The organism is Alcanivorax sp. NBRC 101098, from assembly GCF_001010505.1.
GTDB classification, from domain to species: Bacteria; Pseudomonadota; Gammaproteobacteria; order Pseudomonadales; family Alcanivoracaceae; genus Alcanivorax; species Alcanivorax borkumensis.
In genome coordinates, this window is the sequence record NZ_AP014613.1 from 245227 (window position 1) to 271996 (window position 26770).

Consider the following 26770-nt stretch of genomic DNA (forward strand, 5'->3'; position numbering starts at 1 on the left):
GTTACCACCTTCGGAGGTGTCAGATGACTAGAAAGCGACGCTCCTTTACTCCTGAATTCAAGCAAGAAGTGGCCAGCTTGGTGCTGGATCAAGGCTATACTGTTTCCCAAACCAGTACATCGCTTGGTGTAGTTAAGAGCGTGTTGCGGCGCGGGGTCAAACCGCTTGAGGCTGAGCGTCAGGGCGTTACCCCTAAAAAAAGCCGTGCTGTTACCGGGAGCAGCGCCGGATGCAAGAGCTTGACGCTCGGTGTGAGCGTCTGGAACGCGAGAAGTGTCTCTTAAAAAGGCTAGTGCGCTCTTGATGTCGGACGGCTGGAATCGTACTGCCTGATAGGGCCAGCTGGGTGAGCAAGGCCCTGTGGAATTGGTCCGTTCAACATTTAATGTGCATCGTTCCTGTTGCTTCTGATCACCTTAAGCGGATCTGTCTCATTGATGCAGAGCGCGTGGACCTACAAGTCAAAGTGAACCGCTTGTTCAACCAGAGCCGCAGTTCGGCGCGAAGCCATACGGTACAAGGACTCCTCAATGAGCAGGGGGGAGAAGTTGACCGCAGTCTTATCGTGCACTCGGGGTAGTTTGTAGCAGTTCTGCCAATGCTTAAAAGCAGGCGACAGCTGCGCGACTGGATATACCAAATTATCAGGATCGAGAATTTGCGGTGCAGAAGCCGAACCAGTTGTGGTGCGGAGACATCGCCCACATCTGGACGGGGAGGGTCGGAGTTACCTGGCCGTCGTCCTGGATTTCTAAGCCAGGCGGGTTGTGGGCTGGGCCATCTCCAGCCACCCCATGCAGACATGCTTGTGAAGGCTCTGGATCATGCTTGGGAGCAGCGAGGACAACCTGATAAAGTCATGTTCCACTCGGATTAGGGCGGCCAGTATCCAGTACGCCAGCCGTCTGTTCCGGCAACGTCTATGGCGCAATCGAATGTGGCAAAGCATGAGCTGGCAGGGTAACTACTGGGATAATGTTCCTATGGAAAGGCTGTTCCGTAGCCTGAAGTCAGAGTGGCGGCCGACGATGGGTTATCAGTAATTTTATGAGGCAAAGAAAGATATCGGCGATTGCCTGATGGGTTGCTACAGTCCCCGTAAGCCTCAGCGTTACAATGGTGGGATCGCGCCTGTGCTGGCCGAGGGAAAATCTAAATCACTGTCCGGTATTAGTTGACCACTGCATTAGCAGCACAAAGTCACAATGGATCTTCCGCAAGTTATAAGCTCTACCGGTCGACTCTTTCGCTCCATAATGGAGTTTTTAGACGACCGTGCTGAATTAGATATCGAAGGCAATATTCCAATACAAACGAAATAGACCTTTAAATTTCTATCAGAGGAGTATGAATTTTCTATTCGTACTGCTATTAAAGAGGCCGATGAAGTCGAGGAAGCAAATTTAATCGATTGCTCCTCTGATTCTGATGCAGACCCAGTGCGCCTAGATTGGTCGGACTGTGGTTGCTTTACGTTAGTCGTCACCGATGATTCTAGCACGGGATATCGTTACACATTCTGTTAAAACGAGGAAAGCAACGAATTGCCGGGTACCTGTGATATCTGTGGAGTTCATAGAGCGCAGGAAGAGCTGGTGGATTATTGGCCGCTCGATGATGGTGGCGTTGAAGCTCGCTGTTATTACTGCTCAAGCAGTTATCATGCCGACAAAGATGATTGAAAATGCCGAGCAAATCAATCATCTTCGCGCCTACGGCGCCTGGCGCAGCAAGGCTGCACCGGTTATTACGGCGTTAGCCAAAATTGGAGATAGTTTAAGTGAATGTGGAACTGAGCGTTGTCGGCTCCATAGCGTCAGTTATTGCGCTAATAGCCATGGGGATCGGTGGAGTTATACAACTATTTCGTAAGTACCGTATTTATCGGTCGGAAAGGGATAAAAGAGCTGATAAATTCCGTGATTTTCTGGTCAGAGTTGTCGATGAATCCACTACTGCTAACGAAAGGTCTGATGTATCCGCTCTTATTCAGCATACACTTTCAATTTGTCGTAATAAGATCATCCAGCAGTATTGCGAACTCATAACTTCTCTGGTTATTGGCGGGTTTGGGTTCCTCATTGCGTCTAGCATGCATGCTGGCATTATCGCTTGGGTGTTTTTGTTGCTACGTATACTCTTCAGTACGGTTGATCTTTGGTTCATTTCAACGATGAGAAAAGATGTTGAGCATTCAGAGTGGCAAATAGGTGAGGCATGGGCTGGCTATTTTGAGAAAGCGCATTCTCGTAAGAGTTCCCTGAGCAATGGCTAACAAATGGGAAGTGGTCATCCGACGTTATCATTTATGTGCCTCTCTAATTCGACAAAGAGAGTGCCATACCGATTTTGAGGGAGGCCCGCTCACAATCAGTGGCCTGCGGGTGCTCTTTGCGCGCCGGCCTCATTGTTACTGATAAATTCACATGCCGATGAAAGGAGTCGTAGGTGTTTGAAGTTAAAGCAACTCAGCATGTTTTGGCGGTCAATAATGTTGATGAAAGTGAACGATATTTTTTAGATAAGCTTGGTTTTTTCTGTTCGCTTTCGAGTAGACGGCTGGTCGTTCCTGAGCCTTGGCAGTTTTCATATGATGTTGGGGTATTGCCCGGATGAGATTTCTGCTGAAGCGACCAATGAACATTCTTACTTTGCGTATGTGAATTGCGTGGGCATTGATGATATTTATGGTGATTATCGGAAGCGCGGTGTTGATATTTTTCAGACTATTTCTAATAAACCTTGGGGGTTGCGTGAGTTTGGCGTAGTTACTCCAGATGGGCACAGAATTATGTTTGGCGAAGACATCGGACAATCGTTCGCTAGGGGCCTTTGAAAACCCCTTTGCGTGCTCAGCCTAATCGGGAACGTGCAGTTTTTACTCATAACAGGCGGCTCTGGTTCCGGCGATATCGAAAGCGATAAGGCTGAATCGTTTTCTCACTTCCGATTGATAGACTACCGTGTCGAAACCGGGGCTTCGTGGGTTTGTTTCAGCTAGGGCGTTAATACGATTATGGTTCTATGTATTTCTTCTACTTAACTTACTTCATTCAACAATAAATAAACTCCATGACCTCCTCATTTCACTGCTTGTATTCTTTCCGTCGCTGCCCTTACGCCATGCGCGCTCGTCTAGGACTCTTGTTTGCTGAGATGCGGGTGGAGTTGCGTGAGGTGGAACTAAAGAATAAGCCAGCCCAGATGTTAACAATTAGCCCTAAAGGAACGGTGCCAGTCTTGCAGCTTTTCGACGGGACTGTAATTGAAGAGAGCCGAGATATAATGATATGGGCACTTGAGAAAAATGATCCGCAAGGGTTGCTGTATACAAAGGGCGCGGGTCAGATTGATGCTCTCATTGAGCAAAATGATAGCGAATTCAAATATTGGCTTGATCGCTATAAATACGCGGATCGTTACCCAGAGAAGACCCAGACAGAGTATCGACAATGCGGTGAAGCCTTTTTGCAGGTCTTGGAAGGGTTGTTGATTAAACACCCATTCTTGCTGGGGGATAATGTGACCCTTGCGGATGTCGGTATTATGCCGTTTGTCCGACAATTCGCGCATGTAGATCGCGATGTTTTTTACAGCCTGCCTTACCCTAACCTGCAGGTGTGGCTGAAGCGCTGGTTGCAGCATCCATTTTTCTTGCAAGCCATGGTCAAATATAAGCCATGGTGCGAGGGGGATGAATTGGTGCTTTTTCCTTCTTACGGTTAGGTTTTCCAACGGCAAGAACATTCGCATTAGTCTGCTAGGGGCACAGGGAGTCAGCGTGATTCTTTGTGCGTATATTCCAGTGTGGCCTCACCTAATACTTCGCACGCTTGAAGAATTTTAGCTTCAATGCTGACTTTATCTCCTTCCTGCATCTCTATCGTAATGCCTCCGCTGGTTTGGTCGTTGCCACGAATGTAGAGCTGTCCTGTTTCGCTGTCGAGGCGTGAGACACCGTTTTTGTTTTGTTTTGCCCGTAGCAGATAGGTCAGTGTGTTGTAGTAGCCGCTGCAGGTCACCTTGAGATTGAAACTATGGTTGGCGCCGATGGCGCTGTGAAGAATGTCGAGTTTGCAGTCCTGCTCATAGGCCTGAGCCGTTGAGATTAGTGCGAAAAAGGTGAATAGGATCAGAAGTGGTTGGCGCATGGTTGCAAGTGTCATAGGGCGTGGTAGTGGATTCGGAAAATCGAAAGCCTACCGCAAAATGGTGCGTACATATAGTAAGCGCGTGTAACCACATCTGCTGGAAGCAGGGTAAAGATGTCTATAGGGTAGAAGTCACCATGCCTCTCCACACAAGCAACAGGGCTGAAATATGGTAAACAAAGGAATGATGCGCAACTCGACGATTTTGGTGCCAGTGTTTTTGCCGGCGGTGATCGTTTCCTTATTGCTGATTATCGGCACCATCAGTGATCCGGAGCTGGCTGGGGAGGTGTTTTCTTCTGCCCAGGCATGGATCACTGAAACGTTCGGCTGGTTTTATATGCTGGTGGTGGCGCTATTCTTTCTTTTTATTGTCGGTATCAGCATGACATCGTGGGGCAATATTAAGCTGGGGCCGGATCATTGCGAGGCGGAATATTCGTTTCCAGAATGGTTCGCCATGCTGTTCTCGGCGGGGTACGGCATCGCTCTATTGTTCTTTGGGGTCGCTGAACCAGTATTACATTATTCTGAGCCGCCTGTAGCCGACCCGCAGACGGTGGAAGCTGCTAAGCAGGCCATGCAGATTGCATTTTTCCACTGGGGCTTCCATATCTGGGCCATTTACGGCTTGGTTGGCCTAGTGATGGCCTACTTTGCGTTTCGTCATGGGTTGCCCTTATCCATGCGTTCGGCGTTCTATCCTCTTATAGGCGAAAAAATCTATGGGCCTATTGGCCATGCTATCGATGTGTTCGCTATTTTGGGCACCATGTTTGGCATCGCGACTACGCTGGGTTTATCTGCCGCGCAGATAAACGCAGGCCTGAATTATCTGTGGGACGTGCCGGTGGGCAATATGGTGCAGATCAGTGCTATCGCCATTGTCACCGCGATGGCCACGGTGTCGGTGGTGGCGGGGATGGACAAGGGGGTGAAGCGCCTGTCGATTCTGAACATGATGCTGGCGGTGCTGCTGATGCTGTTTGTGTTTGTGGTCGGCCCCACGGTGCATATTTTGGAAAGCTTTGTGCAGAATACGGGTAGCTACCTGAGCAATATTGTGGAGCGCACCTTTAATCTACAGGCTTACACCCACAGTGACTGGATCGGTAACTGGACCCTGTTTATCTTCAGTTGGACTATTGCTTGGGCCCCGTTTGTGGGGCTGTTTATTGCCAAGATCAGCCGAGGTCGTACCATCCGCCAATTTGTGGTTGGGGTGATGCTGGTGCCGAGTATTTTTACCTTTCTGTGGTTTTCAGTGTTTGGTGATACCGCGCTTAACCTGATTATGGAGCAGGGTTATACCGAGCTGGTAACCCAGGTGCAGGCAGACAAGGCGGTGGCTTTGTTCCAGCTGTTTGATCACCTTCCCTTGTCTAGCGTGGTGTCGTTCCTGGCGGTATTGTTGATTGTTACCTTCTTTGTGACCTCGTCGGATTCCGGCTCCCTGGTGGTGGATTCCCTCGCGTCTGGTGGGGTGCTGGAAACCCCGGCTTGGCAGCGGATTTTCTGGGCTGTTCTGGAAGGAGTCATCGCATCGGTGTTGTTATTGGCAGGAGGCTTAAGCGCACTGCAAACCATGACTATGGTGAGCGCCTTGCCGTTTGCGATCATTATCCTGCTGGCGGCAGTGGGCATGTGGCGGGCGCTGGTGATTGAAGGGCACCGGGAAACCAGCTTGCAGGCGCATATGGCTCATAGCCGCCACATGACTGGCAGCCAATGGCGCCATCGCCTCACGGCGATGATTCGTTACCCTACTCGGCAAGAGGTGGAAACCTTCATCCGTGATACTGCCATGGGCAGTATGACAAAGGTCGTTGATGAGCTGCGTAAGGTTGGCTGGGATGCGTCGGTGGATTTCGATGAGCAATTTATCCGCGCCGAGTTGGTGGTCAATCGCGATGAGCACGTGGGTTTTATCTATGACATCCGTTTGATCACCACACCGGTGCCGGAATATGCCTACAGCAGCCGTGAGGCCAGGGTAAACGATGCCCATGAGTATTGCCGCGCTGAGGTGTTCTTGCGTCGAGGTGGCCGTTCTTATGATGTATTCGGCTACGATGAGGTGGATATCATTCGCGATATGCTCGACCAGTTCGAAAACTATTTGCACTTCTTGAATGTGGCGCCGGGTAAGCTGCCCTGGGAAATGGCGGAGCATGATGACCTGCTGCGCGATCAGTCTGGCGGCGACAGCGAAGGCAAAAAAGGGGAAGACGGGGGGAGTGTGAAGCCAGCGTAATGGCTCGCTAACGGGAGTAGAACTACCGCTTGGGCGCCCCACATTTTGGGGCGTCTTTCGTTTTGGCGGTGGAACTTAGATTTAGCCGTAACCCATTTCCTGGGGGTCGCCTTGAACAGGAGAGCCGGAGGCATCAGCGTTTCGGTGCGATTTTCTCCAAGCTCATTAGGGTATCCAGATAGTTCACAAAGTGCTCTAGATACGCGGGCGACAGCTCGCGCAGCGTTTCAATGGCGCGGGTGACCATCCGGTGAGAGTTAAGTGGGCCTGCGTCGCTGGGCGTTTGGGTAATGGCATCGTCGATGCGTTGGCGAGCCTGCTGGGCCTGACGCTGGCTGCGCAGTTGACGCAGGGCGTTCAGCTCCCGTTGTTTGGGTGGTAGCGGTGGAGCACTGGCGCCATTATCCGCCAGTACCTGTTTTTCCTGTTGTTTTAATAGACCCGCCAGAGTGTTGTTTTCCTCCGGGCTGTCATCTGTGGTCATCAGGCTGTAAGCCCGATGCAGCGGAGCAAACGGTGAGGGCCCAGCGGGTTGCGACGCTCGGCGCAAGCGGGGGCGGAACTGAGCGGGGTCGTCGCCGGCTTCGCCAGCAGCGTCCAGCGTTGCTTTGGCTTGGCTGAACGCGCTTTGGTATTCGCTGAGTTGGTTGTCCAGCTTGCTCAGTGTGCCAGCGGGAGGGGCCGGCAATGTGGCCAGCCGTTGGGTAAGGCTGGCCAGAAAACTGAACCGTACCGGGTCAAAGTGTTCTCCTCCTTGCTCTTGCAGGGCCTCCAGGCGCTCTGTCAGAGCCTCCAGAGTTGCTGAGGGGGAGGGCGAGGGAGAGTCCGCGTCAGGGCGCATCGGATTTCTCACTTTGTCGGGGCACGGTGGTCAGCTCCACCCGGCGGTTACGGGCACGGCTGTCCGCATCGTCATTGGGGGCCACCGGTTGGTTATCGCCAAAGGCGGCGGCAAACACCTGATCGGCGGGCATGCCCTGCTCAATCAAGGTACGGGTGACGGTGAGTGCTCGCTGGGCTGACAACCCCCAGTTATCCGCATAGCGGCCGTTGCCCCGGTTGATGGGTAGGGCGTCGGTGAAGCCGCTAACCATGAGCATATCGTCGTGTTGGCTGAGGAACACCTGTAGCGGTTTTACCAGATCCCTGAGCAGGGCTTTGCCTTCCGGTTGCAGCCGGTCGGAGTTGAGCTGGAACAGCACGCTGCCGCTGATGCCGATACGGCCATTGTTGAACGTCACCCGGCCGCTGGCCAACGGGTCGGCCAGCGCTTCTTCCAATGCCATGCGCCGTTGTTCTTCGGCGAGGCGTTTGGCTTTTTCCTGCTCTAGGGATTGGCTCAGCTCCAGCTGGATGCCGATCACCCACACCAGCAGCAACACCAGAATGCCCACCAGGGCGGCCATGAGATCCGAGAAGATGGCCCAGACCGGCGAGGCCTGGGCATCGCTGTCGTGTAATTCGTCCATCAATTAACCCCGGAAACCGAGCGCTGGCCATTGTGCGCAGGGGCATCGCCATGGCGTAGGTTGGCCAGGGCATCAATGACTTCTTTCTGTGAGGCCATGCTGAGCTCAATCACCTCGCGGGCTTGCTCCACGTAGTAGCCCAGTTGCTCGTCGGCCCGGGCAGAGGATTTCTCCAGTGAGCTTTCCACCTGCTGAAGATTGTCCAGTAGGGTGTCGTTGGCGCGGCTGAACACTTGCACGGCCGTGGCAAAGGCGTCGCTGAGGCTGGCCACTTCGGCGGCGCTACCGGCGACGTCGCCGGCGACCTGATTAAGTTGGCTGGCCTGGTCGCTGACCTGTTGCGAGAAGGTGTCGCTCACCTGACTCAGCGTCTCGCTGGAGGTGCGAATCAAGGTGTCGATAGCGTCACGCTGGGCGCCGGCGGCATCCTGCTGGGCACTGAGCAAGGTATCCAGCTCGGCCATGATGCGGCGACGTTCTTCCAACAGTTCGTTGTCCCGCTCGCTGCTGTGGGTCATTTCTTCGCGCAGGCGGGAAATCACTTCCGCGGCCGCTTTCGGTGTTTCCGAGGCGGTTTCGATCAAGCGCATCATTGGTTCTTCTAGAGCAGTGCCCAGGCGACCTAGATGCTCGCTGACGGTGGCCTCAAGCTTGGCTAGGCGCTCGCTGGCGGCGTCACCGCGAGCGGCTTCTTGATCGCGCAACACACTGAGTTGCTCACCCAGCTGGTTGATCAGGCTGTCCATGCCCGTTTGCTGGCCGCTGAGCAGGCCGGCAGCGCTGTCACGGAATTCGCTGTTGTGCTCGTGCAGAGCGTTACGAATATCGTTAACCAAGGTGGCCACGGTGCGTTGCTGCTCGCTGAGGCCGGTTTGCCACTGTTGAGCGGCCTGTTCGGTGCTGGCCTGGAACTGGCCGGCGATGGCTGAAAACTGCTTTTCACTGTGTTCGGCCACGGCCTGTTGAGTGTCGCGTACTTGTTGGAGAAGTTCTGCGCCGCTGGCCCGGTGAGCCTCCAGCCCGGCGTTCCAGTCTTGCAGTGCCTGACGGGTGGCAGTCTGGAATTCTCCGGTGATGGTGGCGAGTTGTTGCTCACTGGCATTGCCCAATTGTTGTTGGGTGTCACGGACCTGCTGCAGTAGGGAATTGCTGTTGTGTTGGAACTGATCGTGGTGAGCCGCCAGCGAGGTGCTGATGTCACTCACCAGCCGGGCACTGGTTTGCTGATGCTCGGCCAGCCCGGCGCGCCAGTGTTCGGCAGCTTGCTCGGTGGTGTCACGGAAACGTTCGGTAAGGGCGCCGAGCTGTTGTTCGGTGATTGCGTTGAGCTTTTCGTGGGTGCCTTGAGCCTGCTTGCTGAGGCTGGCGAGGGATTGCGCCATGATTGATTGAGCGCTCTCGGCGGCCAGGCGGCTGCTGTCGGTTAGGGTGTCACGTAAAGAATCAGCAACGGAACGCGCCAACCCTTGGTATTGCTCTTGGAGTCCATTGTGGAAGGCCTGCTGGTTGCCGGTGAGCTGTTCGCCCATTTGTTCCATGCGCCCGGTGAGGGTGTGCAGGGCGGTGACCAGTTCCGGGAACACCTGGGACTGGCTTTGCAGGGCCGCGTAGGCCGTTTCGCGTTGGTGGTTTAGAGAAAAGCGATACAGCTGGCCGTCCACTGCATCGTCTAGCTGACGGGAGGCGTCCATGCGGTCGCGGCGACACAGGGTCGCGGTGAGGCCAAGCATGGCGGAGGCAGCAACCCCGGCGATGGAGGTACCAAAGGCCAGACTTAGGCCGGCAATAGGTGCGGACAACGCGCTGCGAATGGCGCTCAGCTCACTGCTGCCATCCAAGGCGGTGGCGGCGCCTTTGAGGGTGACGATCATGCCCACGAAGGTGCCCAGCAAGCCGAGCATTACCAGTAAACCGGTGAGGTATGGGGTCAGTACCGGCCCGGGCAGGGTGGCCGGATGGCCGTCAACACGGCGTTGCACGGCGTGGCGCAGGGTGTTGGGTAGTTCGCTGAGCCAGCGAGTCAGCGTTTCGCGGTCGTCGTTAGGGTGGGGTAATTGTTGTAGTCGCAGGTTTAACTTGGTGGTATCGCGGCGGTAGCGCAGTAATTCGACAAACCCGAGCCCGTAGACGGCGGCGATCAGCAGGGTAACGGTGAAGGCCACCGGGTTACCCAGGAAGGTGGTGCCGATCCAGATAACGGCCACGGCGCCGAGGACAAACGGGAGAGCAAATAGAAAACGTCTCATGGGGTGGTGCTTTCCTTATCATCAATGTCGGTGAGCCGGGTGTCGGCGTCGGTGGTGGCACCTGCCGCCGCGTCCAGTAACCCCAGAATGGGCTCCTGGCGGGCGTCCAGCTCAGCGAGTAACAGCATTTGAATTTCTTGGCAAAACTGGGATAGCCAGCCGTTGGCGGCCATCCACTCTTGTGGGCGTGTGTGTTGACCTTGTTGCCATAGGACGCGGTAGCGCTTTTCCAGAAACGCGGGCATGGCACTGAAACAGCGGCGCACATATGCAGAGAGGCCGTGTTCGAACACCGCATCCAGCTCCGCCAGTCGGGCCAGCTCTGCACTATGGGCACAGAGGTGGCGCCGGGCGCGCAAGCGCAGGTTGGTTAGTGCGGCAATCATCTGCCGCTGGTGAGCTTGGTGGAAACGCTCATAGGGGCCAAAGGTGGGCCGCTTGCCCGCCGGTATGTCTTTGTTTAACGGTGGCAGGCTGATCACCGAGGCGGCCTGTTTGCCGGCGAAACTGTGGCTCAGGTTCTCCAGCAGGGTGTTGCGGGTTTTCAGTAGATCAGCCTGCAGAGTCTCTGAAATATCGGACTGAGCTGTAAACGGTCCCTTTGGACGGTGCTGGGTGGCGGTATCCAGGGCAATCGTGTCGGACAGGTCAAACAGCCGGCCTAGCCGCTCAGCGAAACACGCATGGGAGGACGAGGCTGCTTTTGGGTCCAGGCTAGCAAGCAGCTGTACCAGCCGGCTGCCGGCGGGGCCGGTATGCGCGGGTGTTTGCGTCCTGTACATACTGTTGTCCATGGCGGCGGTGAACGAAACGGGCCTACCCGGCGACCGCAGCCATAGGCTGTGAGTGCCGCCCAGTGTCGTGCGGATAGGCCAGCCGTCCATTCTAATAGGGAAAGGCCGGCGATGATAATGCGCTGGTCGGTTGAGCGTTGGGTAACGGCGACCATAACCATTTAGTGGCGGAGGAGGCGTGCATTGTTGGCCAGATTTTCTGGCGGTAAGAACCGTGGCTGGTGGCAGCCTTGACCCTGCTCGGCAAATGGGCTCACTCTGAAACGGGCTTTGCTTGGAGCCCCCGATTGAAAAGGAGTTTTGATTATGGAAACCGGTAAACAAATGATTGCTGATATTAAAAGTAAGCTGGACGAGTTGGAGAGCGAGCTGGATCAATTGGAGAAGCAAGGTGAAGCAGATCGTAGCACGGAGGCGGAGCGACACCAGCTGGCACTAGAGGATGTGTTGACTGAATTGCAACAGCGTATTGATGAATACCGTGAGTTGACCGGGGCAGGTAGCGTAGATGGCAAGGCTAATTGGCAACAGCTCGATAATGATTTGAAAGAATTGGATGATGATCTTTACGGCGCGAACTGATTTGTTGCGGTAATCGCCCTCGCTATGCTCGGCGAGGACGATAGCCGGCATGCCGGCGGTGGCTAAACCAGCTGCCCCAACCCCAGCACCGCGACAAAGCCGATACTGTAGGCCACCAACAGGTAGCCGAAGTAACGCAGGTAGCTGCCGAAGGTGAGCACTTCGATCTTGCTCATGGCGATCACCCCGGCGGCGGAGCCAATGACCAGTAGCGACCCGCCCACACCGACCGAATAGGTTAGTGACAGCCATTGGGATAAGTTCATTTCTATCCCGGAATTGAGCAGCGCGGCGGTCAGCGGCACGTTATCGAATAGTGCCGAGGCCAAGCCCACCAGGAAATTAGCGGCCACGGGTGGCATAACATCATAAAGCGCGGGGAAGTAGGCCAGCATACCCAGCTCCTTGAGCATACCTACCAACAGCAATACGCCCAGGAAAAACAGCAGGGTGTCGAATTCAATCTTGCGGATATATTCCAGAATTGGCTCGTCCTTGTTTAGGAACTGCACCACCATGAACATCAACGATAGACCGAACAGGAAGCACAGCACCGGCGGAATTCCGAATGCTACGTTGGCGGCGATGGTGCCGACAATGGTGCCGAAGAACAGCAGCGCGATAACCTTGTCTCCGCGTTCGATGACGTTGTTTTGTTTCTTGATGTGCACTTCTTCACTGAGCCCTAATGAGAGCATTAATGCTAGTGCAGCAACTGCTCCGGCGGCGGGCAGGCTAAGCAATAGAAGGTCCGGAATTTCCACTTTGCCTGCCAGGAAAATCATCAGTGTAGTGACATCGCCGGTAATCAGCGCGGTGCCCCCAGCGTTAACCGAAAATATCACCAGCACCACGTAGCGCATTAGTTTTTTGACCGGCAGGTTCAGGTTCATCAACACGGCGATACACACCAGGGTGGCGGTGATGTTGTCGGCCATGGAAGAGAACAGGAAGGCAAACACGCCGGTGAGCAACATGAGTTTGCGCTCGCTAATGCGCTCGGGTAGCAGTTTGTTGACCAGGCTGTCGATAATGCCCTTGCCGGATAGATAAGCCACGAAGGTCATGGCGGCCATCAGAAACAACCACAGGGTGGCAATATCCAGCAGGTTGTCATTAAGGCTTTTCATCAGCGCGTCGTGACTGAGATGAGCCGGGGGGGCAATAAAAAACAGTAGCCAGGCGAAGGACCCGAAAAACAGCGTGGTTTTTGCCTTATCAATATGGACGATATCTTCGACGACGATGGACAAAAAGCCCAGCGCCACCAGGATTAGTAGAACGGTGGTCATGGCGGGCGACTCGCACTGTAGCTAAAAAAGAGAGCGGAGAGCGGCGCTATCTTAGACTTTTTGTGAACTGGGTTCACCGTAAACAATTTGTTTATTGGGGGGCATTCGACGAATTGTGGCGGAAAAATGCTGGATATGTGCAGATTTTGGACGCAGCCCTTTTAAAAGATGCGAATAATTCGCATTATGTATGCCTAGACTGTTTCCGCGTCGATCTGCTCGGCGCGTTTGCTTGTGATATTCGATCTGCTCGGGGAATTTTCATGCTGACTCGCCTGTCCACCGGCGGCCTTTTACTGGCCACCCTGTTTTTTTCTGCCTGTAGCGATGAACCGCAGTCCAGCGGGGCCGTTGTTGCGCAGGCCTATGATCAGACGCAGGGCAAGAAGGTGGTCAGCCACTATGCTGACGTGGCGTTGGCGACCTATACCGATGCGCTTGCCGAAGCTCGCAAGTTGAAAACTCAAATTGATGCGTTACTGGCAGCACCTACGGAAGATAGCCTAACTGCGGCCCGGGATGCTTGGCGTGCGGCCCGGGTGCCCTACATGCAGAGTGAAGTATTTCGGTTCGGCAATGTGGTGGTGGACGAATGGGAAGGACAGGTGAATGCCTGGCCGCTGGATGAGGGCCTGATTGATTACGTGGATGAGGATTATCACGCGGTGATGGGCAACCCCGGCGCCCGCGCCAATATTATTGCCAGCGAATCCTTGAAGATTGGTGAGCAGGCTCTGGATTTGACGGACCTGAGCGCAGAGTTGTTAGCCAGTTTGAATGAGCTAGGGGGCTCCGAGGTGAATGTGGCCACCGGCTATCATGCTATTGAATTTTTGTTGTGGGGGCAGGACTTGAATGGAACCGACGCTGGTGCCGGTGAGCGCCCGGCAACGGATTTTGCCACCGGCCCGCAAGCCACTGGGGGGCATAATGCCCGCCGCCGCGAGTACCTGTCGGTGGTTACCGATCTGCTGATTAACGATCTGGAAGTGATGGTAGACGAATGGCGTCCGGGTGAAGAGAACTACCGGGCTGAGCTGGAAGCCGACTCAGTGGAGAACGGCCTTCGCAAGATGTTGTTTGGCATGGGAAGCCTGTCATTGGGCGAGTTGGCTGGAGAGCGGATGAAGGTGGCACTTGCGGCCCATTCCCCAGAAGACGAGCACGACTGTTTTAGTGACAATACGCATGCGTCGCATTTTTATAATGGTAAGGGCATTCGCAATGTGTATCTGGGCGAGTATCGGCGAGTGAACGGTGAAACCTTGACCGGCCCTTCCTTGAGTGACTTGGTGGCCGCCAATAAGCCGGCCATCGACAACCAATTGAAAGCCGACTTGGAGGCTAGCCGCGCGGCGCTGCAGGGGCTGGTGGACAGTGCCAACAAAGGCATTCATTTTGATCAGTTGATTGCGCCAGGGAATAGCGAGGGGGCGGCCACGGTGAATGCGGCCATCGATACCTTGGTCGCGCAGACTACCAGTATTGAGGCGGCCGCAGCGGTGCTAAATATTCAGGCACTGAATCCGGATACCGCCAACCACAGCTTCTGACATGAGGCCCGCGGTGGGTTGAAAGCACCGGCCGCCGGCCCGTTATCTCGGGCGCTGTGCTGGAGCCGTACATTCCAGCGAAAAGCGGAAAGCTTGCTCATTGTCTTCGTGACTCAAGTATTGAGTCTGCACAGCTAGGCTCTCAAGAGAGAAGGATACCCACCCTTGCGATATTTCTTGCTGTCTTTGGCGGCCCTGTTGGCGGCTTGTGATCAAGGCCCCACTTTTACCGAAGCCGAGCCCGGTGAGCAGCTTTCTGCGGGTAAGGCCACAGTGACTAAAACAGACCAGAATGCGTTTTCGCTGCCGCTAGCGAATCTGCCACCGTCTCGGCGGCTGGATTTCAGTGTGGGCAACAGCTTTTTCCGGAACCCTTGGGTTATTGCTCCGGCCTCCACGGATGCTCGTGACGGCCTTGGCCCATTATTCAATACCAACGCTTGTCAGAACTGTCATATCAAGGATGGCCGAGGTCACCCGCCTGGCCCTGATGCCAAACAAGCGGTTTCCATGTTGGTGCGGTTGTCGGTGCCTGCTAAAGCAGAAGATGATTTGACCCAAGGTGGGTTAATGCCCGAGCCAACCTATGGCGGGCAATTTCAGGATGCGGCCATTCCCGGGGTTGAGCCGGAAGGCCGGGTGCGGGTGGATTACCGCACCCGGATTGTCACTTTTAAAGATGGCTACCAAGTTGCTCTGCGTGTGCCTCGACTGAGTTTCAGTAACTTGGCGTACGGAGACATGCATCCTGCCACGCTGTTTTCCGCGCGCATTGCCCCGCCGGTGATTGGTTTGGGGTTGCTGGAAGCCATTCCGGAAGCAGACCTGTTAGCCCATGCTGACCCGGAGGATGCGGACGGTGACGGTATCAGTGGCCGGGCAAATCGCGTTTGGGATCGCCGTAATGACACCACGGCCATGGGACGTTTTGGCTGGAAGGCAGGGCAGCCCAGCTTGCGCCAGCAAAATGCGGAAGCCTTCGCTAATGACATGGGCCTTACCAGCCATTTGGTGCCCACCGATTCCTGCTCCCCGGCCCAGCACGATTGCCTGGCCATGCCCAACGGCGGCGACGCGGAGGTGAGTGATTCCATCCTCGATAACGTCACGTTTTATACCCGCAACCTGGCCGTGCCGGCCCGCCGTAATGTAGACGATAAACAGGTGCTGGCGGGTAAAAGCCTGTTCTTCCAAGCGAATTGCCAAGGCTGCCATGTGGCCGTGTTCACCACCGGAGCCGAGGCCGCGGAGCCGGAGCTGGCCAACCAGACGATTCGTCCCTACACCGATTTGTTGCTCCATGACATGGGGCCGGGTTTAGCGGACGGTCGCCCGGAGTTTTTGGCTAATGGCCAGGAGTGGCGTACCCCGCCGCTGTGGGGTATCGGCCTCACGGAGGCAGTGAATGGCCATACTCAGTTTCTCCACGATGGCCGCGCCCGCAATCTAATGGAAGCGATTCTCTGGCACGAAGGTGAGGCGGCTCAGTCTCGGGATGCGGTGTTGGCGTTTGATGCTAGTCAGCGCGCGGCGTTGTTGGCTTTCTTGAACTCTTTATAACGACGATTAAGGTCGAGGATTCACCATGCGTGCTTTGATTATGCAGGGGGCGGTCGCGTTGTCCGTGTTGATGCTGGCAGCGTGTAGCAACCCACGGCAGGAGGTCACTGTTCAGCTGGCCACTGAGGTGTTATTGCCGGCTCACCAACAATGGCACGACAGCAATGCCGCGCTGATGGACAGTGTGGAGGCGTACTGCGCGGACCCGCAGGCCTCGGTGGAAAAGATGAAGGCCGCATTTTTTCACGCCCAATCACAGTGGTCTTACTTGCAGCCGTTGATGATCGGCCCGTTGTCGGAAGGCAATCGTAGCTGGCAGGTTCAGTTCTGGCCGGACAAACGCAACCTGGTGGTTCGCCAGACTGAAGCGTTGTTAGACGAGGCCGGCCCACTCACCGGTGAGCAGCTGGAGAAGGCCAGTGTGGTAGTGCAGGGGCTAACCGCTTTTGAATTTGTGCTGTTTGATGAATCGATAGCACTGGCTTCCAGCCGTGATCGCTATTGTCCGTTACTGAAGGGTATTGCGAACCACCAATGGGCGTTGTCTGAAGAGGTGTTGAAACTGTGGCGTGGGCCTGAGGGAATGTTGTTGCAGTTAAGCGATTTTCCCAACGAGCGCTATGCCACTGCGGATGATGGTCTGGCGGCGATTCTGCGGGTGCAGATTACCGGTGTGGACGTGCTGAAGAAAAAATTGGGTGTGCCCATGGGCCGGCTGAATAAAGGCGTGGCGCAGCCCTATCAAGCGGAAGCTTGGCGTAGCCAGCAATCTATTGAAAACCTGCAAGCGTCACTAAAAGGCGCGTGGGCGGTATGGCAGCGGGTACGTTCTCTGGTGAGCGATGAAGGCTTGGTGAGTGATATTGATCAGGCCTATGCGGATGTGAATAGCCGGATGGAGGCGTTGCCTGGGCCGCTGGTGGAATTGGTGCAGGCCCCCTCCCACAGGGATACGTTGGCGGCGCTTTATACCGCGCTGGATCAATTGGAAAATCGGCAGCAGATAGAGCTGGCTCGGGCACTGAATATCCAGATTGGTTTTAACGCCAACGACGGAGACTAGAGTCCGTTGCGCGTTAATAGTTAAAAGTTTGGTCGCAGTGGGCGGTGCAAGCTTGCGGGGAGCGTTATGCCACTAACACGACGTAAGTTGCTGGGTGCTGGTGCGGCGATGGCCGGTGTGGCCGCTCTGGGTGGCGGGTCACTGTGGACCCGTACGGCGGGCAAATCTCCCCTGCTGCTTTCCGCGCGCAACGATGATGCCGGCCAGCACTATGCCATGGGCTATTATTTGAATGGCCAGCGGGCCTTCGCGACGCCGGTGCGCGAACGCTGCCATGCGGTGGCTCGCCATCCTTTCCTGCCTGTTGCTTTGTTTGTGGGGCGCCGGCCAGCAAGGGAAAGTTATCTGTTGGATCTGCGCGATGGCTCTTTGCTGCAAACCCTGCATAGCCAGCCGTATCGCCACTTCTATGGGCATGCCGTTTTCCATGCGCAGGGCCAATGGTTGTACACCACCGAAAACGATCTCAATGAGCCCGGCCGTGGCGTGTTGGGGCGCTACCGGTTGGATCACGCTGCTTTGCAGCTAGTCCATGACGGCGAAGCGTCCACCCATGGTGTTGGCCCCCACGAACTGGCCTGGATGCCAGATGGCGAATCCCTAGCGATTGGTAACGGCGGTATCCGCACTGACGGGCTCAGCCGCCAACAAATGAACCTGGAGACCATGACCTCCAGCCTAGTAATCATGGATCGTCACGGTGCGCTAATCAGCAAGGAAATTCTCACGGATACGCAAAGCAGTATTCGTCACCTGGATGTGGCTGGCGACGGCACGGTGGTGACCGGGCAGCAATATCATGGCCCCGCCTATAACCGTGTGCCGTTGCTGGCCATCAAGCGCCCCGGTGAGGCCTATCAACCGTTTCCTGTCAGCCAGACACAGCTGGCAATGATGGATCAGTACACCGCCAGCATCGCCATTCATCGCCAGCAACGGCAAGTGGCCATGACGGCGCCACGGGGCAACCGGTTCTTTATCTGGGACCTGGATAGCGGGGAGACCTTGCTAGATACGCCGATGTCAGATTGTGCCGGTGTGGGGGCAGTGCCGGGCGGGTTTGCGGTGACCTCGGGGCAGGGCAAATGCCGTTACTTCGATAGCCGTACTGCGGATGTGCAGGGGCAGTGGCTGGCATTGCCGGGGGGCGGCTGGGATAACCATCTCTGGTTAGGTTAGGCGCCCGTGATAGCGGGCGCCAAAAACAAGCCACTGAATGTTAATCGTGCCAGCCGGATACCTTGCCGCTGCACACCCAGTCCTTGGAGCCCCGTTCGACCCCAATGGATCTGTAACTGTAGCGGCCATTGGCGTTGGATGTAGACCAACTCTTGGTTTTACCGGCCCCGATGCCGGAGGCGCCGCAATCTTCAGAGCCGTCTTTGCGTTCATTGCAGAAACGGGCGTAGATACGATTGTTGCAGGAATTGCGGTAGGTAACGATAAAATTCCCTTTGCTGTACTGGCTCCATTTGGTGTTGTGCACCACCATGCAGGGGGCGCCACCACTGTTGCGAGCATCCCAGCAGGTGTCATCGTCCAGGCTGGAGTAATAGTCTGCGGCAGCAAACTGTGAAGCCAGTAATATGGCAATGCCAATGGTCCATTTCATTATCTTCCCCTTGTTCCCTTCTTTGTTGACCTAGTTGGCTCCCCAAAAGAGCCGGCTATGTTTATTGTAGAAAGCTGCCGGGAATATGCCTCACCCATATGGGGTAAACGGGTGCATAACGTGTTGTATAAATGTCAGCCAAGGCGCTTGTAACGGGAAGAGACAGGAAGGGCCAGGAGGTGGCCACTGGGTCTAGTGGCCATGCTCGGTGGTGCATTTGCGGTGATCGCTTAACACTTCTATAACCCGGCATTCGCCAGGCCTCCCTTGTTCGCACTCGTTAATCATTCGGCCCAGTTCATCGCGCAAGGCGCTGAGTGATCGAATTCGTTGCTCGACGGTCTCAAGGTGGCGGCGGGCAATATCATCGGCACAGCCATGCTGTTCACTCATGGTGAGCAGCTCGCGAATATCTTCCAGGGTGAAGCCCAATTCGCGGCTGTGACGAATAAAGGCCAATCGTTCCCGGTGGCGCTGATGGTAGCGTCGCTGTCCCCCTTCACTGCGTGCCGGTTCCGGCATCAATCCGATTTTTTCGTAGTAGCGAATCGTCTCCACTTTGCAGCCGGCGGCGTTACTGAGCGCGCCGATAGAGAACAGGGTTGGCATGATTATTACCTCATGGGCCGATAACTGGGCTTGAACCTGTAGTTACTATAGCTTTTTAAATGGAACCTGAATCAGTGAAATCAAGGAGCCCAAGCAGGCGCTACCGGCAGCAATAGACGTTTGCCACTGCCATGTCGGGCCCAAAGAGAGTGGAGAAACAATATGGGTTGTTGTGATCACGAGATAGTGGGAAACCCGGCACCAGATTACCAACGAGTGCTATGGATCGTGTTGGCGATTAATGCGGTGATGTTTGTGGTGGAGGCGGCCTCTGGAGTGCTGGCGGATTCGCGGGCATTGCAGGCCGATGCGCTGGACTTTCTGGGCGATACCGCTACCTACGGTTTAACCTTGTGGGCGTTGGGACAGTCGGTGGCCTGGCGGGTACGCGCAGCCCGTATCAAGGGGGTGTCGTTATTGTTGATGGGCGTGATCGTGCTGGCGAACAGCATTTGGGCGCTGGTGAAGGGCAGTGCGCCGCAGGGCGAGCTGATGATGGGTGTAGCCAGTTTGGCGCTGTCGGCCAATGTGATTAGTGCGCTGTTATTGCTGCGCCACCGGCAGGGGGACGCCAATATTCGATCCGCCTGGCTGTGCTCGCGCAATGATGCGTTGGCCAACCTGACAGTGCTGATCTCCGGCACCCTAGTGGTATGGCTAGACAGCCGCTGGCCAGACCTGCTGGTGGCAGTGGCCATTGCGGGCCTGTTTACCCACAGCGCCGTGTCGATTTTGCGTCAGGCGCAGAACGAGTCCGCCGCAGAGCACGGGTGCGGTACGTCGTGAGCAAATGGTTATTATTGTTGGCGATGAGAAGGTGGGGCGGTAGGCTGCACCGAGTTGGGCAGCTTATGTTTTCTGCCTCTCCACTGTGATCAAGATGAGCTCTATGGAATTTAAACAGGAAGATCTGACTGCCCTGATTGAACGTACCATGCCCTTCGGGAAATATGCCGGCCGGGTATTGATCGATCTGCCCGAGCCATACCTGTTGTGGTTTACCAAGAAGGGTTTCCCGAAAGGTGAGCTAGGCCGGCTGATGGCACTGGCGCTGATGCTGAAAATGGACGGCACGGAAGGTTTGCTGGAACCGTTACGCAAATAGGCTGTATCACCGGGATCAAGCAGGTATCCTGAGCGCATATCCCGTTAAGGAGTCAGCTGTGCCGTTACTTGAAGTGGTTGCCAATAATGTCTGGGCCTATGCCATTCCCCATCACTTTATGGGGCTGCATGTGGGCGCTCGGATGACTGTGGTCAAATTGTCTTCGGGTGGTTTGTTGCTGCACTCCCCGGTTCCGGTGGACGATGCGTTGGCCGGGGAACTGGCGGCGTTAGGTGAAGTGGCGCATATCGTTTGCCCGAACCTTTTTCACCATGTGTTTGCCGATGAAGTGAAACAGCGTTATCCCCAGGCCGTGCTGCACGGCCCGGCAAAACTGGCGAGCAAGCGCAAGGATCTGGCACTGGATGCGGTGCTCTCGCAAACCCCGCATCCAGACTGGGGGGATGATTTCGAGTTAGTGTTTATCGAAGGATCCATGTTGCACGAGACGGTGTTCTATCATTGTTCCAGTAAAACGTTAATTGCCGCCGATCTGATTGAAAACTTCCATCAATGCGACCATGGCTTCACTCGCTGGTATTTGAAACTGGGAGGCTTGTGGAAATCACCGGGCTGGCATCCGGTTTTACGGCTGGTGTATCTGAACCGGCGCAAAGCCCGCGCCAGCGTGACCCGAATCCTCGAGTGGCCCTTTGAAAAACTCAGCCTGGCCCACGGCGAGGTCATCACTGAAAACGCCCGTAACCAGGTCCGCCATGGGATGGAGTGGTTGCTCTAGTTCAACGTTCAACGTTCAACGTTGAAACTTGAAAAGCGTGGCTCGGTGGCAGAGCCACATTAGAAACGGTAGTGCCGCGATTCTTTTTCCCGGGGCCACGGGGTTGTTTTGGCTGCGTGGCACAGCGCTGTTCGCGCTTTTAACTTTGAACTCGCAATTTCCTCCCTCCACATTTCTTGCAACATTTCCCGTTATATTCCTCACCATCATTACTGGTCTGTGGAATTGCCCATGCCTCGCTGGATTCGTCGTTTCCCGAAAACGGTTCTTTTCGTTGTTGTTTTAATCGTATGCCTGTTGTTCGCCGGTTGGCGCTGGGGCTTTTCGTCGGCGCCGGCCACGCAGTGGGAAACAGCCACGGTGGAGCGTGGTGATGTGGAGGAACTGGTCACCGCGCTGGGCACCCTGGAGCCGGGAGATTATGTGGATGTGGGTGCGCAGGTCTCAGGGCAGTTGACGCATTTGTATGTGGATGTAGGGGACTCGGTGGAGGAGGGGCAGCTGCTGGCTGAAATTGACGCCTCCGTGCAGCAAACGCAAGTAGATGCGGGCCTTGCTGAGCTGGAAGCGTTACGTGCTCAGTTAGAGCAGCGGCAGGCCGAGTTGAATCTGGCTGAGCTTCAATATCAGCGTCAGCAGCGTTTGCGTGACGCGAATGCTACCAGTGAAGATGCTTTTCAAAGTGCCGAGTCAAACTTGGCGATTACCGGTGCCCAGATCAAAGTATTGCAAGCACAGATTCGTCAAAAACAAGCCAGTGTGGAGGGCGATCAGGCGACCCTTGGCTATGCGAAAATTTATGCTCCACGCAGCGGCACGGTTGTGAGCTTGGATGCCCGTGAAGGCCAGACGCTTAACGCTAACCAGACTACCCCGACACTGATGCGCATTGCTGACCTGTCCGTGATGACGATTTCCACGGAAGTGTCCGAGGCAGACGTTCATCGACTAAGCGCAGGCATGCCGGTTTATTTCAACACCCTTGGCAATGAGACGGTGCGCTACGACAGTGAGCTACGGCAAGTGCTGCCTACGCCGGAAGTGGTGAATAATGTGGTCCTGTACACCGCTGAGTTCGATGTGGCTAACGATAATGGTCAGTTAATGTCGGGGATGACCGCGCAGGTTTTCTTCGTGGTTAATTCCGCCCGCGATGTGCTGAGCTTGCCGATGGCTGCCGTAAAGCGAGCGGGGCGAGGGGCGTGGAAAGTTCAGGTGCTGGATAGCAAGGGGGAACCACAGGATCAACCAGTGAAAATAGGTATCGACAATCGCGTTCGTATCGTGATTGATGAGGGGCTTGAAGAGGGCGATGTTGTGACGCTGAGCCAAGCGAGCAGCAATGTTGCGTTGAAAAAAAACAAGGATAGTCTGCCACGTCAAGGACGGTTCTAATGCCGTTGATTGAACTGTGTAACATTCGCAAGCGTTATCCTGCCGGGGATCAAGATGTAGAAGTCTTGCACGGCATTGATTTGTCCATTGAGGCGGGGGAGTTTCTTGCCATTATGGGCAGTTCCGGCTCGGGGAAGTCTACCCTGATGCATATTCTTGGCTGCCTGGATCAACCCAGTGACGGAGAATATCGCTTTTCCGGCCAACCGGTGACGGCCATGGATCATGACCAGCTGGCCTGGTTGCGTCGGGAAATGTTTGGGTTCGTATTCCAGAGTTATCACTTGATTGGCACCGCCAGTGCTTGGGAAAACGTAGCGTTACCGGCTATTTATGCAGGCGTGCCCCGAGAAGAGCGCAAACAGCGAGCGCAGCAGTTACTGACAGATCTTGGTCTTGAAGATCGCCTGGAAAATCGTCCGAGCCAACTTTCCGGGGGGCAGCAGCAGCGGGTATCTATTGCTCGGGCCTTGATGAATGGCGGCAAGGTGATTCTTGCCGACGAGCCCACCGGTGCGCTGGACAGCGCCAGTGGTGAAGCGGTAATGGATCAGCTGCGCAGCCTGGCGGAGCAAGGCCACACCGTTATTGTGATTACCCATGACGCCAAGGTGGCCGCCCATGCGGACCGGGTAGTGGAGATTCATGATGGCAACCTGATTAGCGATACGCGACATCATGATCATCTCCATGAGCGTGCCAAACCAGTGTCAGCGCCGCCAAAAGAATCCGTGATGCCGGATCCTGGTGAGGTGATGGAAGCTGTGGTGATGGCTTTGCGTTCTTTGCGTGCTAATTGGATGCGCACCCTGCTGACATTACTTGGCATTGTTATTGGCGTTGGTGCGGTAGTGGTGATGTTAGCGATTGGTGAGGGCGCAAAACAGGATGTGGTGGCACAGATCAATGAGCGTGGCACCAATCTTCTAGTCGTTCGCCCGGACCGGGGCATGCAACGAGTGGCGGATGGCGTGATTGCCACCTTGGTGCCAGCGGATGCGCAAGCGTTAGAGTCCCTTCCTAATATAAGCATCGCGGTACCGGAAATTTCTGGGAATGTGACTGCCCGGGCCAATGGTATGGATATCTCGACCAGTGTGCAGGCGGTGAGCGAAGATTTTCCATCGCTACGTGATTGGCAGCCTGTGCAGGGAATATTTTTCGGGGAGGAGGATCTCAAGAGCTATTCTCCGGTGGCTGTGATTGGCCAGACAGTAAAAGAGAATCTATTTCCGGAGGGTGATCCATTGGGGCAGTTCCTGTTACTCGACAGTATTCCTTTTCAAGTAATTGGTGTGATGAGCGCTCAGGGCGCCAGTGATCGGGGGGAGGATCAGGATGATGTGGTCATTGTTCCACTGTCCACCGGAACCCTGCGTTTATTCGGACAAAACTATCTTAACTCTATTACGGTGGCGGTGGATGATGTGACGCAAATCGATGCCACGGAAGCCGCTGCGGTGGCGCTGTTAACCCAGCGTCATGGCAAGCAGGATGTGCGCGTTTTCAACATGGCCTCGCTGCTGGAAATGGTGTCGGAAACCCAAAACACCTTAACGGCTCTGCTCGGTTCCATTGCCGCCATTTCCTTGTTAGTCGGCGGAATCGGAGTGATGAATATCATGTTGGTGAGTGTGACCGAACGTATCCATGAAATTGGTATCCGTATGGCTACCGGGGCAAGACAGCGCAATATTCTTCAGCAATTTCTTACCGAGTCGGTGGTGGTATCGGCCTTGGGCGGCATTGTTGGCGTAGTGATAGGGGTATTGGTGGGTTGGTTATTGATGCTGTTTGGCATGGCGATTGTGTTCTCCGTGCCGGTGATGGTGGTGTCTTTTGTCTGCGCTGCGGGAATCGGTTTGTTATTTGGTTTTGCACCTGCGTTGAAGGCCGCGCGCCTAAACCCAGTGGAGGCGCTCAGTAATGATTAAGGCAATCAATAAACAGTTGTGGGTGATGGTATTTGTTTTGCTTTCCGGCTGTGCCATGCAGTCCGGCCTGCAAGCTCCGGAACAGGGAATGCCAACGCAATGGCTCAACCAGCAGCAGGCCAGTGAGGCCATGGTGAACCACCCGCAATGGTGGCAACAATTTAACAGCGCGGAGCTGGATCAGCTGGTGGAAAAGGCGCTGGCGGCCAATACGGATTTGCTGGTGGCGGCGGCGCGAGTTGAGCAGGCCGATGCGCAATTGAGTCAGGTCGGTTCAGCACTGTTTCCCACCATAGGGCTGGGAGCAGGAGGCAGTCGTAGTGGTGTATTTGGCGAAGGCGGAAGCACCGATAGCTACAATGCCTCACTGAGTGCCAGTTACGAGCTGGACCTGTGGGGGCAGCTTCGCAATAGCCGTGATGTGGCGCGGGCTTCCCTGCTGGCGAGTCAGTTCAGCCGTGATACCGTGCAGCTCACGGTCATTGCCAGTGTGGTGAATATGTATCTGCAGGTGTTGTATCTGCAGGATAATCTGGCGCTGTCAGAAGAAAATCTGGCGCTGGCCCAGCAAGTATTGGATGTGGTGCAAGCCAAGGTAGAGAACGGTGCCGTTTCTCCCCAGGATCTGGCTCAGCAGAAAACGGTGGTCGCCAATGTGGAGGCGCAGCTGCCCTCCCTGCGTCATCAACTTCGCCAGAGCCGCTATGCCCTGGCGGTATTAGTGGGCGAAATGCCGCAGGCATTCCTGGTGGGCGGTGGCGCCCTGAGTAGCCTGCAATTACCGGAAATTCAGGCCGGGCTACCGGATCAGGTGCTGGCCCAGCGCCCGGATGTTGCTCAGGCTCAGGCCAGCTTGATGGCGGCGGACTATTCCGTGGCCGCCGCCCGGGCGGACTACTGGCCCTCTATTTCGCTCACCGGCAATGGTGGTTATGCCAGCAGTGCATTGTCTTCATTATTCAATGGCGACGCGGTGTACAGCCTCGGAGTGTCACTGGCGCAAACGCTGTTTGATGGTGGTGCACGTGATGCTCGGATTGAGCAAAGCAAGGCCGCCTGGGAAGAACAGGTGGCCAGCTATACCGGTACTCTGTTGGTGGCCTTGCAGGAAGTGGAGCAATCATTGAGTAATGTGCAGGGCTTGGCTGAGCAACAACAGTATCGTGAAGAGGCATATCGGCAAGCCGAGGAAGCCTACCGGGTGGCGCAGGTGCGTTATCGGGAAGGAGAAACTGAACTTACCGATGTGCTCAGTGCACAAAGCAGCTTTAACAGTGCCCGCCAGAACAGTCTCGACCTGATTTATAATCAGTATCAGTCTCGCGTCACTCTGTACCGGGTGTTGGGTGAAGGGGGCAAGGCCTCCGCTGAATCCTGAGTTATTTGCCGGTTTATCTTTCAAACGACACAATACGGCGACCTACCACTGCCTGCCAGGTTGCCCGTGCTGCCGCTTGTGTATCACCCCGAATACAGTTTTCCTTTTCCTGGGAAGCACCGCTTCCCCATGGAGAAATTCTCTCTATTACATACTCATTTGCGGCGCCGCAGAATTGCGTGTGTCGACAACGAATTCCGTCCTGGCCGGGCTAAGGCCGCATTATTAAGTCAGGCTCACTGCCCGCAGTACGTATCGGCCATGGTGAACGGTACGCTGGATGCCAAGGCGTTGCGGCGCATGGGGTTGCCCTGGAGTGAAGCCTTATTGAAGCGATCCTGTATTGCGCCTATGGGAACGCTAATGACAACTCAGTTGGCACTAGAAAATGGTATTGCCTGCCATCTAGCCGGTGGCACCCATCATGCCCATTACGATTTCGGTTCCGGTTTCTGTATTTTCAATGATCAGGTGTTTGCGGTCCGCCAATTGTTGGATCGGGGCGTGGTCAATAAGGTGTTGATGTTTGACTGCGATGTGCATCAGGGCGATGGCACGGCTGCCATGCTGGCAGATGAGCCTCGGGCTTTCACGTGTTCCATTCACTGCGAGAAAAACTTTCCTGTTCGCAAAATGCGTAGTGATCTGGATGTGGAGTTGCCGCTGGGGATGACGGATCAGGATTATCTGGATACGGTATTTTCCACGTTGGAATCATTGCTGAAATCAGAGCAGCCGGATCTGGTGCTTTACGATGCCGGGGTGGATATTTTCCAGCATGATCCGTTAGGGCGGCTGCATATTTCTGAGCAAGGCATCGCCGATCGAGACCGGGGTGTCATCGTCCGTTGCCGAAGCCGGAATATTCCTATAGCAACGGTGATTGGTGGCGGCTACGATGACGATCGTGAGGCGCTGGCCCGCCGCCATGCAATCGTTATAGAGCAAGCCTTTGCGTTGCAAGTTGAAAGATCAAGCGCGGGTAATACCCGAGGTCAGTGAAATTCTTGCAATGTGGAGCTTCCAATTTCCCG

At 55.3% G+C, this 26770-nt stretch carries 25 protein-coding genes and 1 pseudogene; 18 read left to right on the top strand and 8 right to left on the bottom strand.

Annotation, left to right across the window (positions count from 1 at the left end):
- Positions 1-23 precede the first annotated feature (23 nt).
- The 5 genes and pseudogenes from AS19_RS01155 (at position 24) to AS19_RS01170 (ending at position 3726) form a co-directional block, all read left to right on the top strand.
- Positions 24-1178: pseudogene (locus AS19_RS01155) on the top strand (IS3 family transposase).
- Between the two features lie 602 nt (positions 1179-1780).
- Positions 1781-2275 carry a hypothetical protein gene (locus AS19_RS01160; RefSeq protein ID WP_035459006.1) on the top strand — a complete coding sequence of 165 codons (495 nt, stop codon included), beginning with the start codon at positions 1781-1783 and terminating at the stop codon, positions 2273-2275.
- A gap of 173 nt (positions 2276-2448) precedes the next feature.
- A complete protein-coding gene (locus AS19_RS14180; RefSeq protein WP_231860915.1) occupies positions 2449-2616 on the top strand; it encodes a hypothetical protein in 168 nt (55 codons plus the stop codon).
- Positions 2591-2836 (top strand): hypothetical protein, encoded by a 246-nt coding sequence (locus tag AS19_RS14185; RefSeq protein WP_231860922.1) that lies wholly within the window; start codon positions 2591-2593, stop codon positions 2834-2836. The genes AS19_RS14180 and AS19_RS14185 overlap by 26 nt, the downstream gene beginning before the upstream one ends.
- Positions 2837-3072: 236 nt before the next feature.
- Positions 3073-3726 carry a glutathione S-transferase gene (locus tag AS19_RS01170; protein ID WP_046961629.1) on the top strand — a complete coding sequence of 218 codons (654 nt, stop codon included), beginning with the start codon at positions 3073-3075 and terminating at the stop codon, positions 3724-3726.
- A gap of 50 nt (positions 3727-3776) precedes the next feature.
- Here AS19_RS01170 and AS19_RS01175 read toward each other — a convergent pair whose 3' ends face one another.
- Positions 3777-4151, bottom strand: coding sequence for a hypothetical protein (locus AS19_RS01175; RefSeq protein ID WP_041704666.1), 375 nt, complete (start codon positions 4149-4151; stop codon positions 3777-3779).
- A gap of 169 nt (positions 4152-4320) precedes the next feature.
- Between AS19_RS01175 and AS19_RS01180 the strand changes: the two genes are divergently transcribed.
- Positions 4321-6405: a BCCT family transporter gene (locus AS19_RS01180; RefSeq protein WP_011587528.1), complete on the top strand. Its 2085-nt coding sequence runs from the start codon at positions 4321-4323 to the stop codon at positions 6403-6405.
- A gap of 133 nt (positions 6406-6538) precedes the next feature.
- Here AS19_RS01180 and AS19_RS01185 read toward each other — a convergent pair whose 3' ends face one another.
- The 4 genes from AS19_RS01185 to AS19_RS01200 are packed head-to-tail and all read right to left on the bottom strand — an operon-like array spanning position 6539 to position 10902.
- Positions 6539-7246 carry a DUF2894 domain-containing protein gene (locus AS19_RS01185; protein WP_041704670.1) on the bottom strand — a complete coding sequence of 236 codons (708 nt, stop codon included), beginning with the start codon at positions 7244-7246 and terminating at the stop codon, positions 6539-6541.
- On the bottom strand, positions 7236-7874 hold the full coding sequence (locus AS19_RS01190; protein WP_035458999.1) for an OmpA family protein: 639 nt from the start codon (positions 7872-7874) through the stop codon (positions 7236-7238). Before AS19_RS01190 ends, AS19_RS01185 begins: the two co-directional genes overlap by 11 nt.
- A complete protein-coding gene (locus tag AS19_RS01195) occupies positions 7874-10120 on the bottom strand; it encodes a DUF802 domain-containing protein (RefSeq protein ID WP_035458997.1) in 2247 nt (748 codons plus the stop codon). The genes AS19_RS01190 and AS19_RS01195 overlap by 1 nt, the downstream gene beginning before the upstream one ends.
- Positions 10117-10902 (bottom strand): DUF3348 domain-containing protein, encoded by a 786-nt coding sequence (locus tag AS19_RS01200; RefSeq protein WP_231860924.1) that lies wholly within the window; start codon positions 10900-10902, stop codon positions 10117-10119. The genes AS19_RS01195 and AS19_RS01200 overlap by 4 nt, the downstream gene beginning before the upstream one ends.
- 318 nt (positions 10903-11220) lie before the next feature.
- Between AS19_RS01200 and AS19_RS01205 the strand changes: the two genes are divergently transcribed.
- Positions 11221-11496, top strand: coding sequence for a hypothetical protein (locus AS19_RS01205; protein ID WP_231483374.1), 276 nt, complete (start codon positions 11221-11223; stop codon positions 11494-11496).
- 62 nt (positions 11497-11558) lie between these two features.
- Here AS19_RS01205 and nhaD read toward each other — a convergent pair whose 3' ends face one another.
- Positions 11559-12788 (bottom strand): sodium:proton antiporter NhaD, encoded by a 1230-nt coding sequence (gene nhaD / locus AS19_RS01210; RefSeq protein WP_035458991.1) that lies wholly within the window; start codon positions 12786-12788, stop codon positions 11559-11561.
- A gap of 263 nt (positions 12789-13051) precedes the next feature.
- Here nhaD and AS19_RS01215 point away from each other — a divergent pair, with 263 nt between their 5' ends.
- From AS19_RS01215 to AS19_RS01230, 4 genes are all read left to right on the top strand, one after another.
- Positions 13052-14341, top strand: coding sequence for an imelysin family protein (locus AS19_RS01215; protein WP_011587535.1), 1290 nt, complete (start codon positions 13052-13054; stop codon positions 14339-14341).
- A gap of 165 nt (positions 14342-14506) precedes the next feature.
- The gene (locus AS19_RS01220) at positions 14507-15901 is read left to right on the top strand and encodes a di-heme oxidoredictase family protein (RefSeq protein ID WP_011587536.1); all 1395 of its coding nucleotides are present in this window, start codon (positions 14507-14509) and stop codon (positions 15899-15901) included.
- A 25-nt stretch (positions 15902-15926) separates the two neighbouring features.
- Entirely contained in the window at positions 15927-16964 is a 1038-nt protein-coding gene (locus tag AS19_RS01225; RefSeq protein ID WP_011587537.1) for an imelysin family protein, read from the top strand.
- Positions 16965-17030: 66 nt separating this feature from the next.
- Complete coding sequence (locus AS19_RS01230) at positions 17031-18143, top strand: DUF1513 domain-containing protein (protein WP_011587538.1); 1113 nt, start codon at positions 17031-17033, stop codon at positions 18141-18143.
- Between the two features lie 40 nt (positions 18144-18183).
- Here AS19_RS01230 and AS19_RS01235 read toward each other — a convergent pair whose 3' ends face one another.
- Positions 18184-18576: a hypothetical protein gene (locus tag AS19_RS01235; RefSeq protein WP_011587539.1), complete on the bottom strand. Its 393-nt coding sequence runs from the start codon at positions 18574-18576 to the stop codon at positions 18184-18186.
- 192 nt (positions 18577-18768) lie between these two features.
- Entirely contained in the window at positions 18769-19176 is a 408-nt protein-coding gene (locus AS19_RS01240; protein ID WP_041705214.1) for a helix-turn-helix domain-containing protein, read from the bottom strand.
- Between the two features lie 171 nt (positions 19177-19347).
- Here AS19_RS01240 and AS19_RS01245 point away from each other — a divergent pair, with 171 nt between their 5' ends.
- From AS19_RS01245 to AS19_RS01275, 7 genes are all read left to right on the top strand, one after another.
- Positions 19348-19971 carry a cation transporter gene (locus AS19_RS01245; RefSeq protein WP_011587541.1) on the top strand — a complete coding sequence of 208 codons (624 nt, stop codon included), beginning with the start codon at positions 19348-19350 and terminating at the stop codon, positions 19969-19971.
- Positions 19972-20074: 103 nt separating this feature from the next.
- Positions 20075-20290 carry a DUF3820 family protein gene (locus AS19_RS01250; protein ID WP_035458987.1) on the top strand — a complete coding sequence of 72 codons (216 nt, stop codon included), beginning with the start codon at positions 20075-20077 and terminating at the stop codon, positions 20288-20290.
- 58 nt (positions 20291-20348) lie between these two features.
- Positions 20349-21029, top strand: a complete 681-nt coding sequence (locus tag AS19_RS01255) for a DUF4336 domain-containing protein (RefSeq protein WP_011587543.1) — start codon at positions 20349-20351, stop codon at positions 21027-21029.
- A 231-nt stretch (positions 21030-21260) separates the two neighbouring features.
- Positions 21261-22424 carry an efflux RND transporter periplasmic adaptor subunit gene (locus AS19_RS01260; protein WP_035458982.1) on the top strand — a complete coding sequence of 388 codons (1164 nt, stop codon included), beginning with the start codon at positions 21261-21263 and terminating at the stop codon, positions 22422-22424.
- Positions 22424-24358, top strand: a complete 1935-nt coding sequence (locus AS19_RS01265) for a MacB family efflux pump subunit (protein ID WP_011587545.1) — start codon at positions 22424-22426, stop codon at positions 24356-24358. The genes AS19_RS01260 and AS19_RS01265 overlap by 1 nt, the downstream gene beginning before the upstream one ends.
- Positions 24351-25736, top strand: a complete 1386-nt coding sequence (locus AS19_RS01270) for an efflux transporter outer membrane subunit (protein WP_011587546.1) — start codon at positions 24351-24353, stop codon at positions 25734-25736. Before AS19_RS01265 ends, AS19_RS01270 begins: the two co-directional genes overlap by 8 nt.
- Positions 25737-25865: 129 nt before the next feature.
- A complete protein-coding gene (locus AS19_RS01275) occupies positions 25866-26738 on the top strand; it encodes a histone deacetylase (RefSeq protein WP_011587547.1) in 873 nt (290 codons plus the stop codon).
- The last annotated feature ends 32 nt before the right edge of the window (positions 26739-26770 follow it).

Coding starts and splice junctions, on each gene's coding strand:
- AS19_RS01270 (WP_011587546.1), top strand. CDS start 24,351: ATGATTAAGGCAATCAATAAACAGTTGTGGGTGATGGTATTTGTTTTG.
- AS19_RS01215 (WP_011587535.1), top strand. CDS start 13,052: ATGCTGACTCGCCTGTCCACCGGCGGCCTTTTACTGGCCACCCTGTTT.
- AS19_RS01250 (WP_035458987.1), top strand. CDS start 20,075: ATGGAATTTAAACAGGAAGATCTGACTGCCCTGATTGAACGTACCATG.
- AS19_RS01235 (WP_011587539.1), bottom strand. CDS start 18,576: ATGAAATGGACCATTGGCATTGCCATATTACTGGCTTCACAGTTTGCT.
- AS19_RS01275 (WP_011587547.1), top strand. CDS start 25,866: ATGGAGAAATTCTCTCTATTACATACTCATTTGCGGCGCCGCAGAATT.
- AS19_RS01200 (WP_231860924.1), bottom strand. CDS start 10,902: ATGTACAGGACGCAAACACCCGCGCATACCGGCCCCGCCGGCAGCCGG.
- AS19_RS01195 (WP_035458997.1), bottom strand. CDS start 10,120: ATGAGACGTTTTCTATTTGCTCTCCCGTTTGTCCTCGGCGCCGTGGCC.
- AS19_RS01225 (WP_011587537.1), top strand. CDS start 15,927: ATGCGTGCTTTGATTATGCAGGGGGCGGTCGCGTTGTCCGTGTTGATG.
- AS19_RS01265 (WP_011587545.1), top strand. CDS start 22,424: ATGCCGTTGATTGAACTGTGTAACATTCGCAAGCGTTATCCTGCCGGG.
- AS19_RS01170 (WP_046961629.1), top strand. CDS start 3,073: ATGACCTCCTCATTTCACTGCTTGTATTCTTTCCGTCGCTGCCCTTAC.
- AS19_RS01205 (WP_231483374.1), top strand. CDS start 11,221: ATGGAAACCGGTAAACAAATGATTGCTGATATTAAAAGTAAGCTGGAC.
- nhaD (WP_035458991.1), bottom strand. CDS start 12,788: ATGACCACCGTTCTACTAATCCTGGTGGCGCTGGGCTTTTTGTCCATC.
- AS19_RS01185 (WP_041704670.1), bottom strand. CDS start 7,246: ATGCGCCCTGACGCGGACTCTCCCTCGCCCTCCCCCTCAGCAACTCTG.
- AS19_RS01245 (WP_011587541.1), top strand. CDS start 19,348: ATGGGTTGTTGTGATCACGAGATAGTGGGAAACCCGGCACCAGATTAC.
- AS19_RS01260 (WP_035458982.1), top strand. CDS start 21,261: ATGCCTCGCTGGATTCGTCGTTTCCCGAAAACGGTTCTTTTCGTTGTT.
- AS19_RS01190 (WP_035458999.1), bottom strand. CDS start 7,874: ATGGACGAATTACACGACAGCGATGCCCAGGCCTCGCCGGTCTGGGCC.
- AS19_RS01230 (WP_011587538.1), top strand. CDS start 17,031: ATGCCACTAACACGACGTAAGTTGCTGGGTGCTGGTGCGGCGATGGCC.
- AS19_RS01180 (WP_011587528.1), top strand. CDS start 4,321: ATGGTAAACAAAGGAATGATGCGCAACTCGACGATTTTGGTGCCAGTG.
- AS19_RS01175 (WP_041704666.1), bottom strand. CDS start 4,151: ATGCGCCAACCACTTCTGATCCTATTCACCTTTTTCGCACTAATCTCA.
- AS19_RS14185 (WP_231860922.1), top strand. CDS start 2,591: ATGATGTTGGGGTATTGCCCGGATGAGATTTCTGCTGAAGCGACCAAT.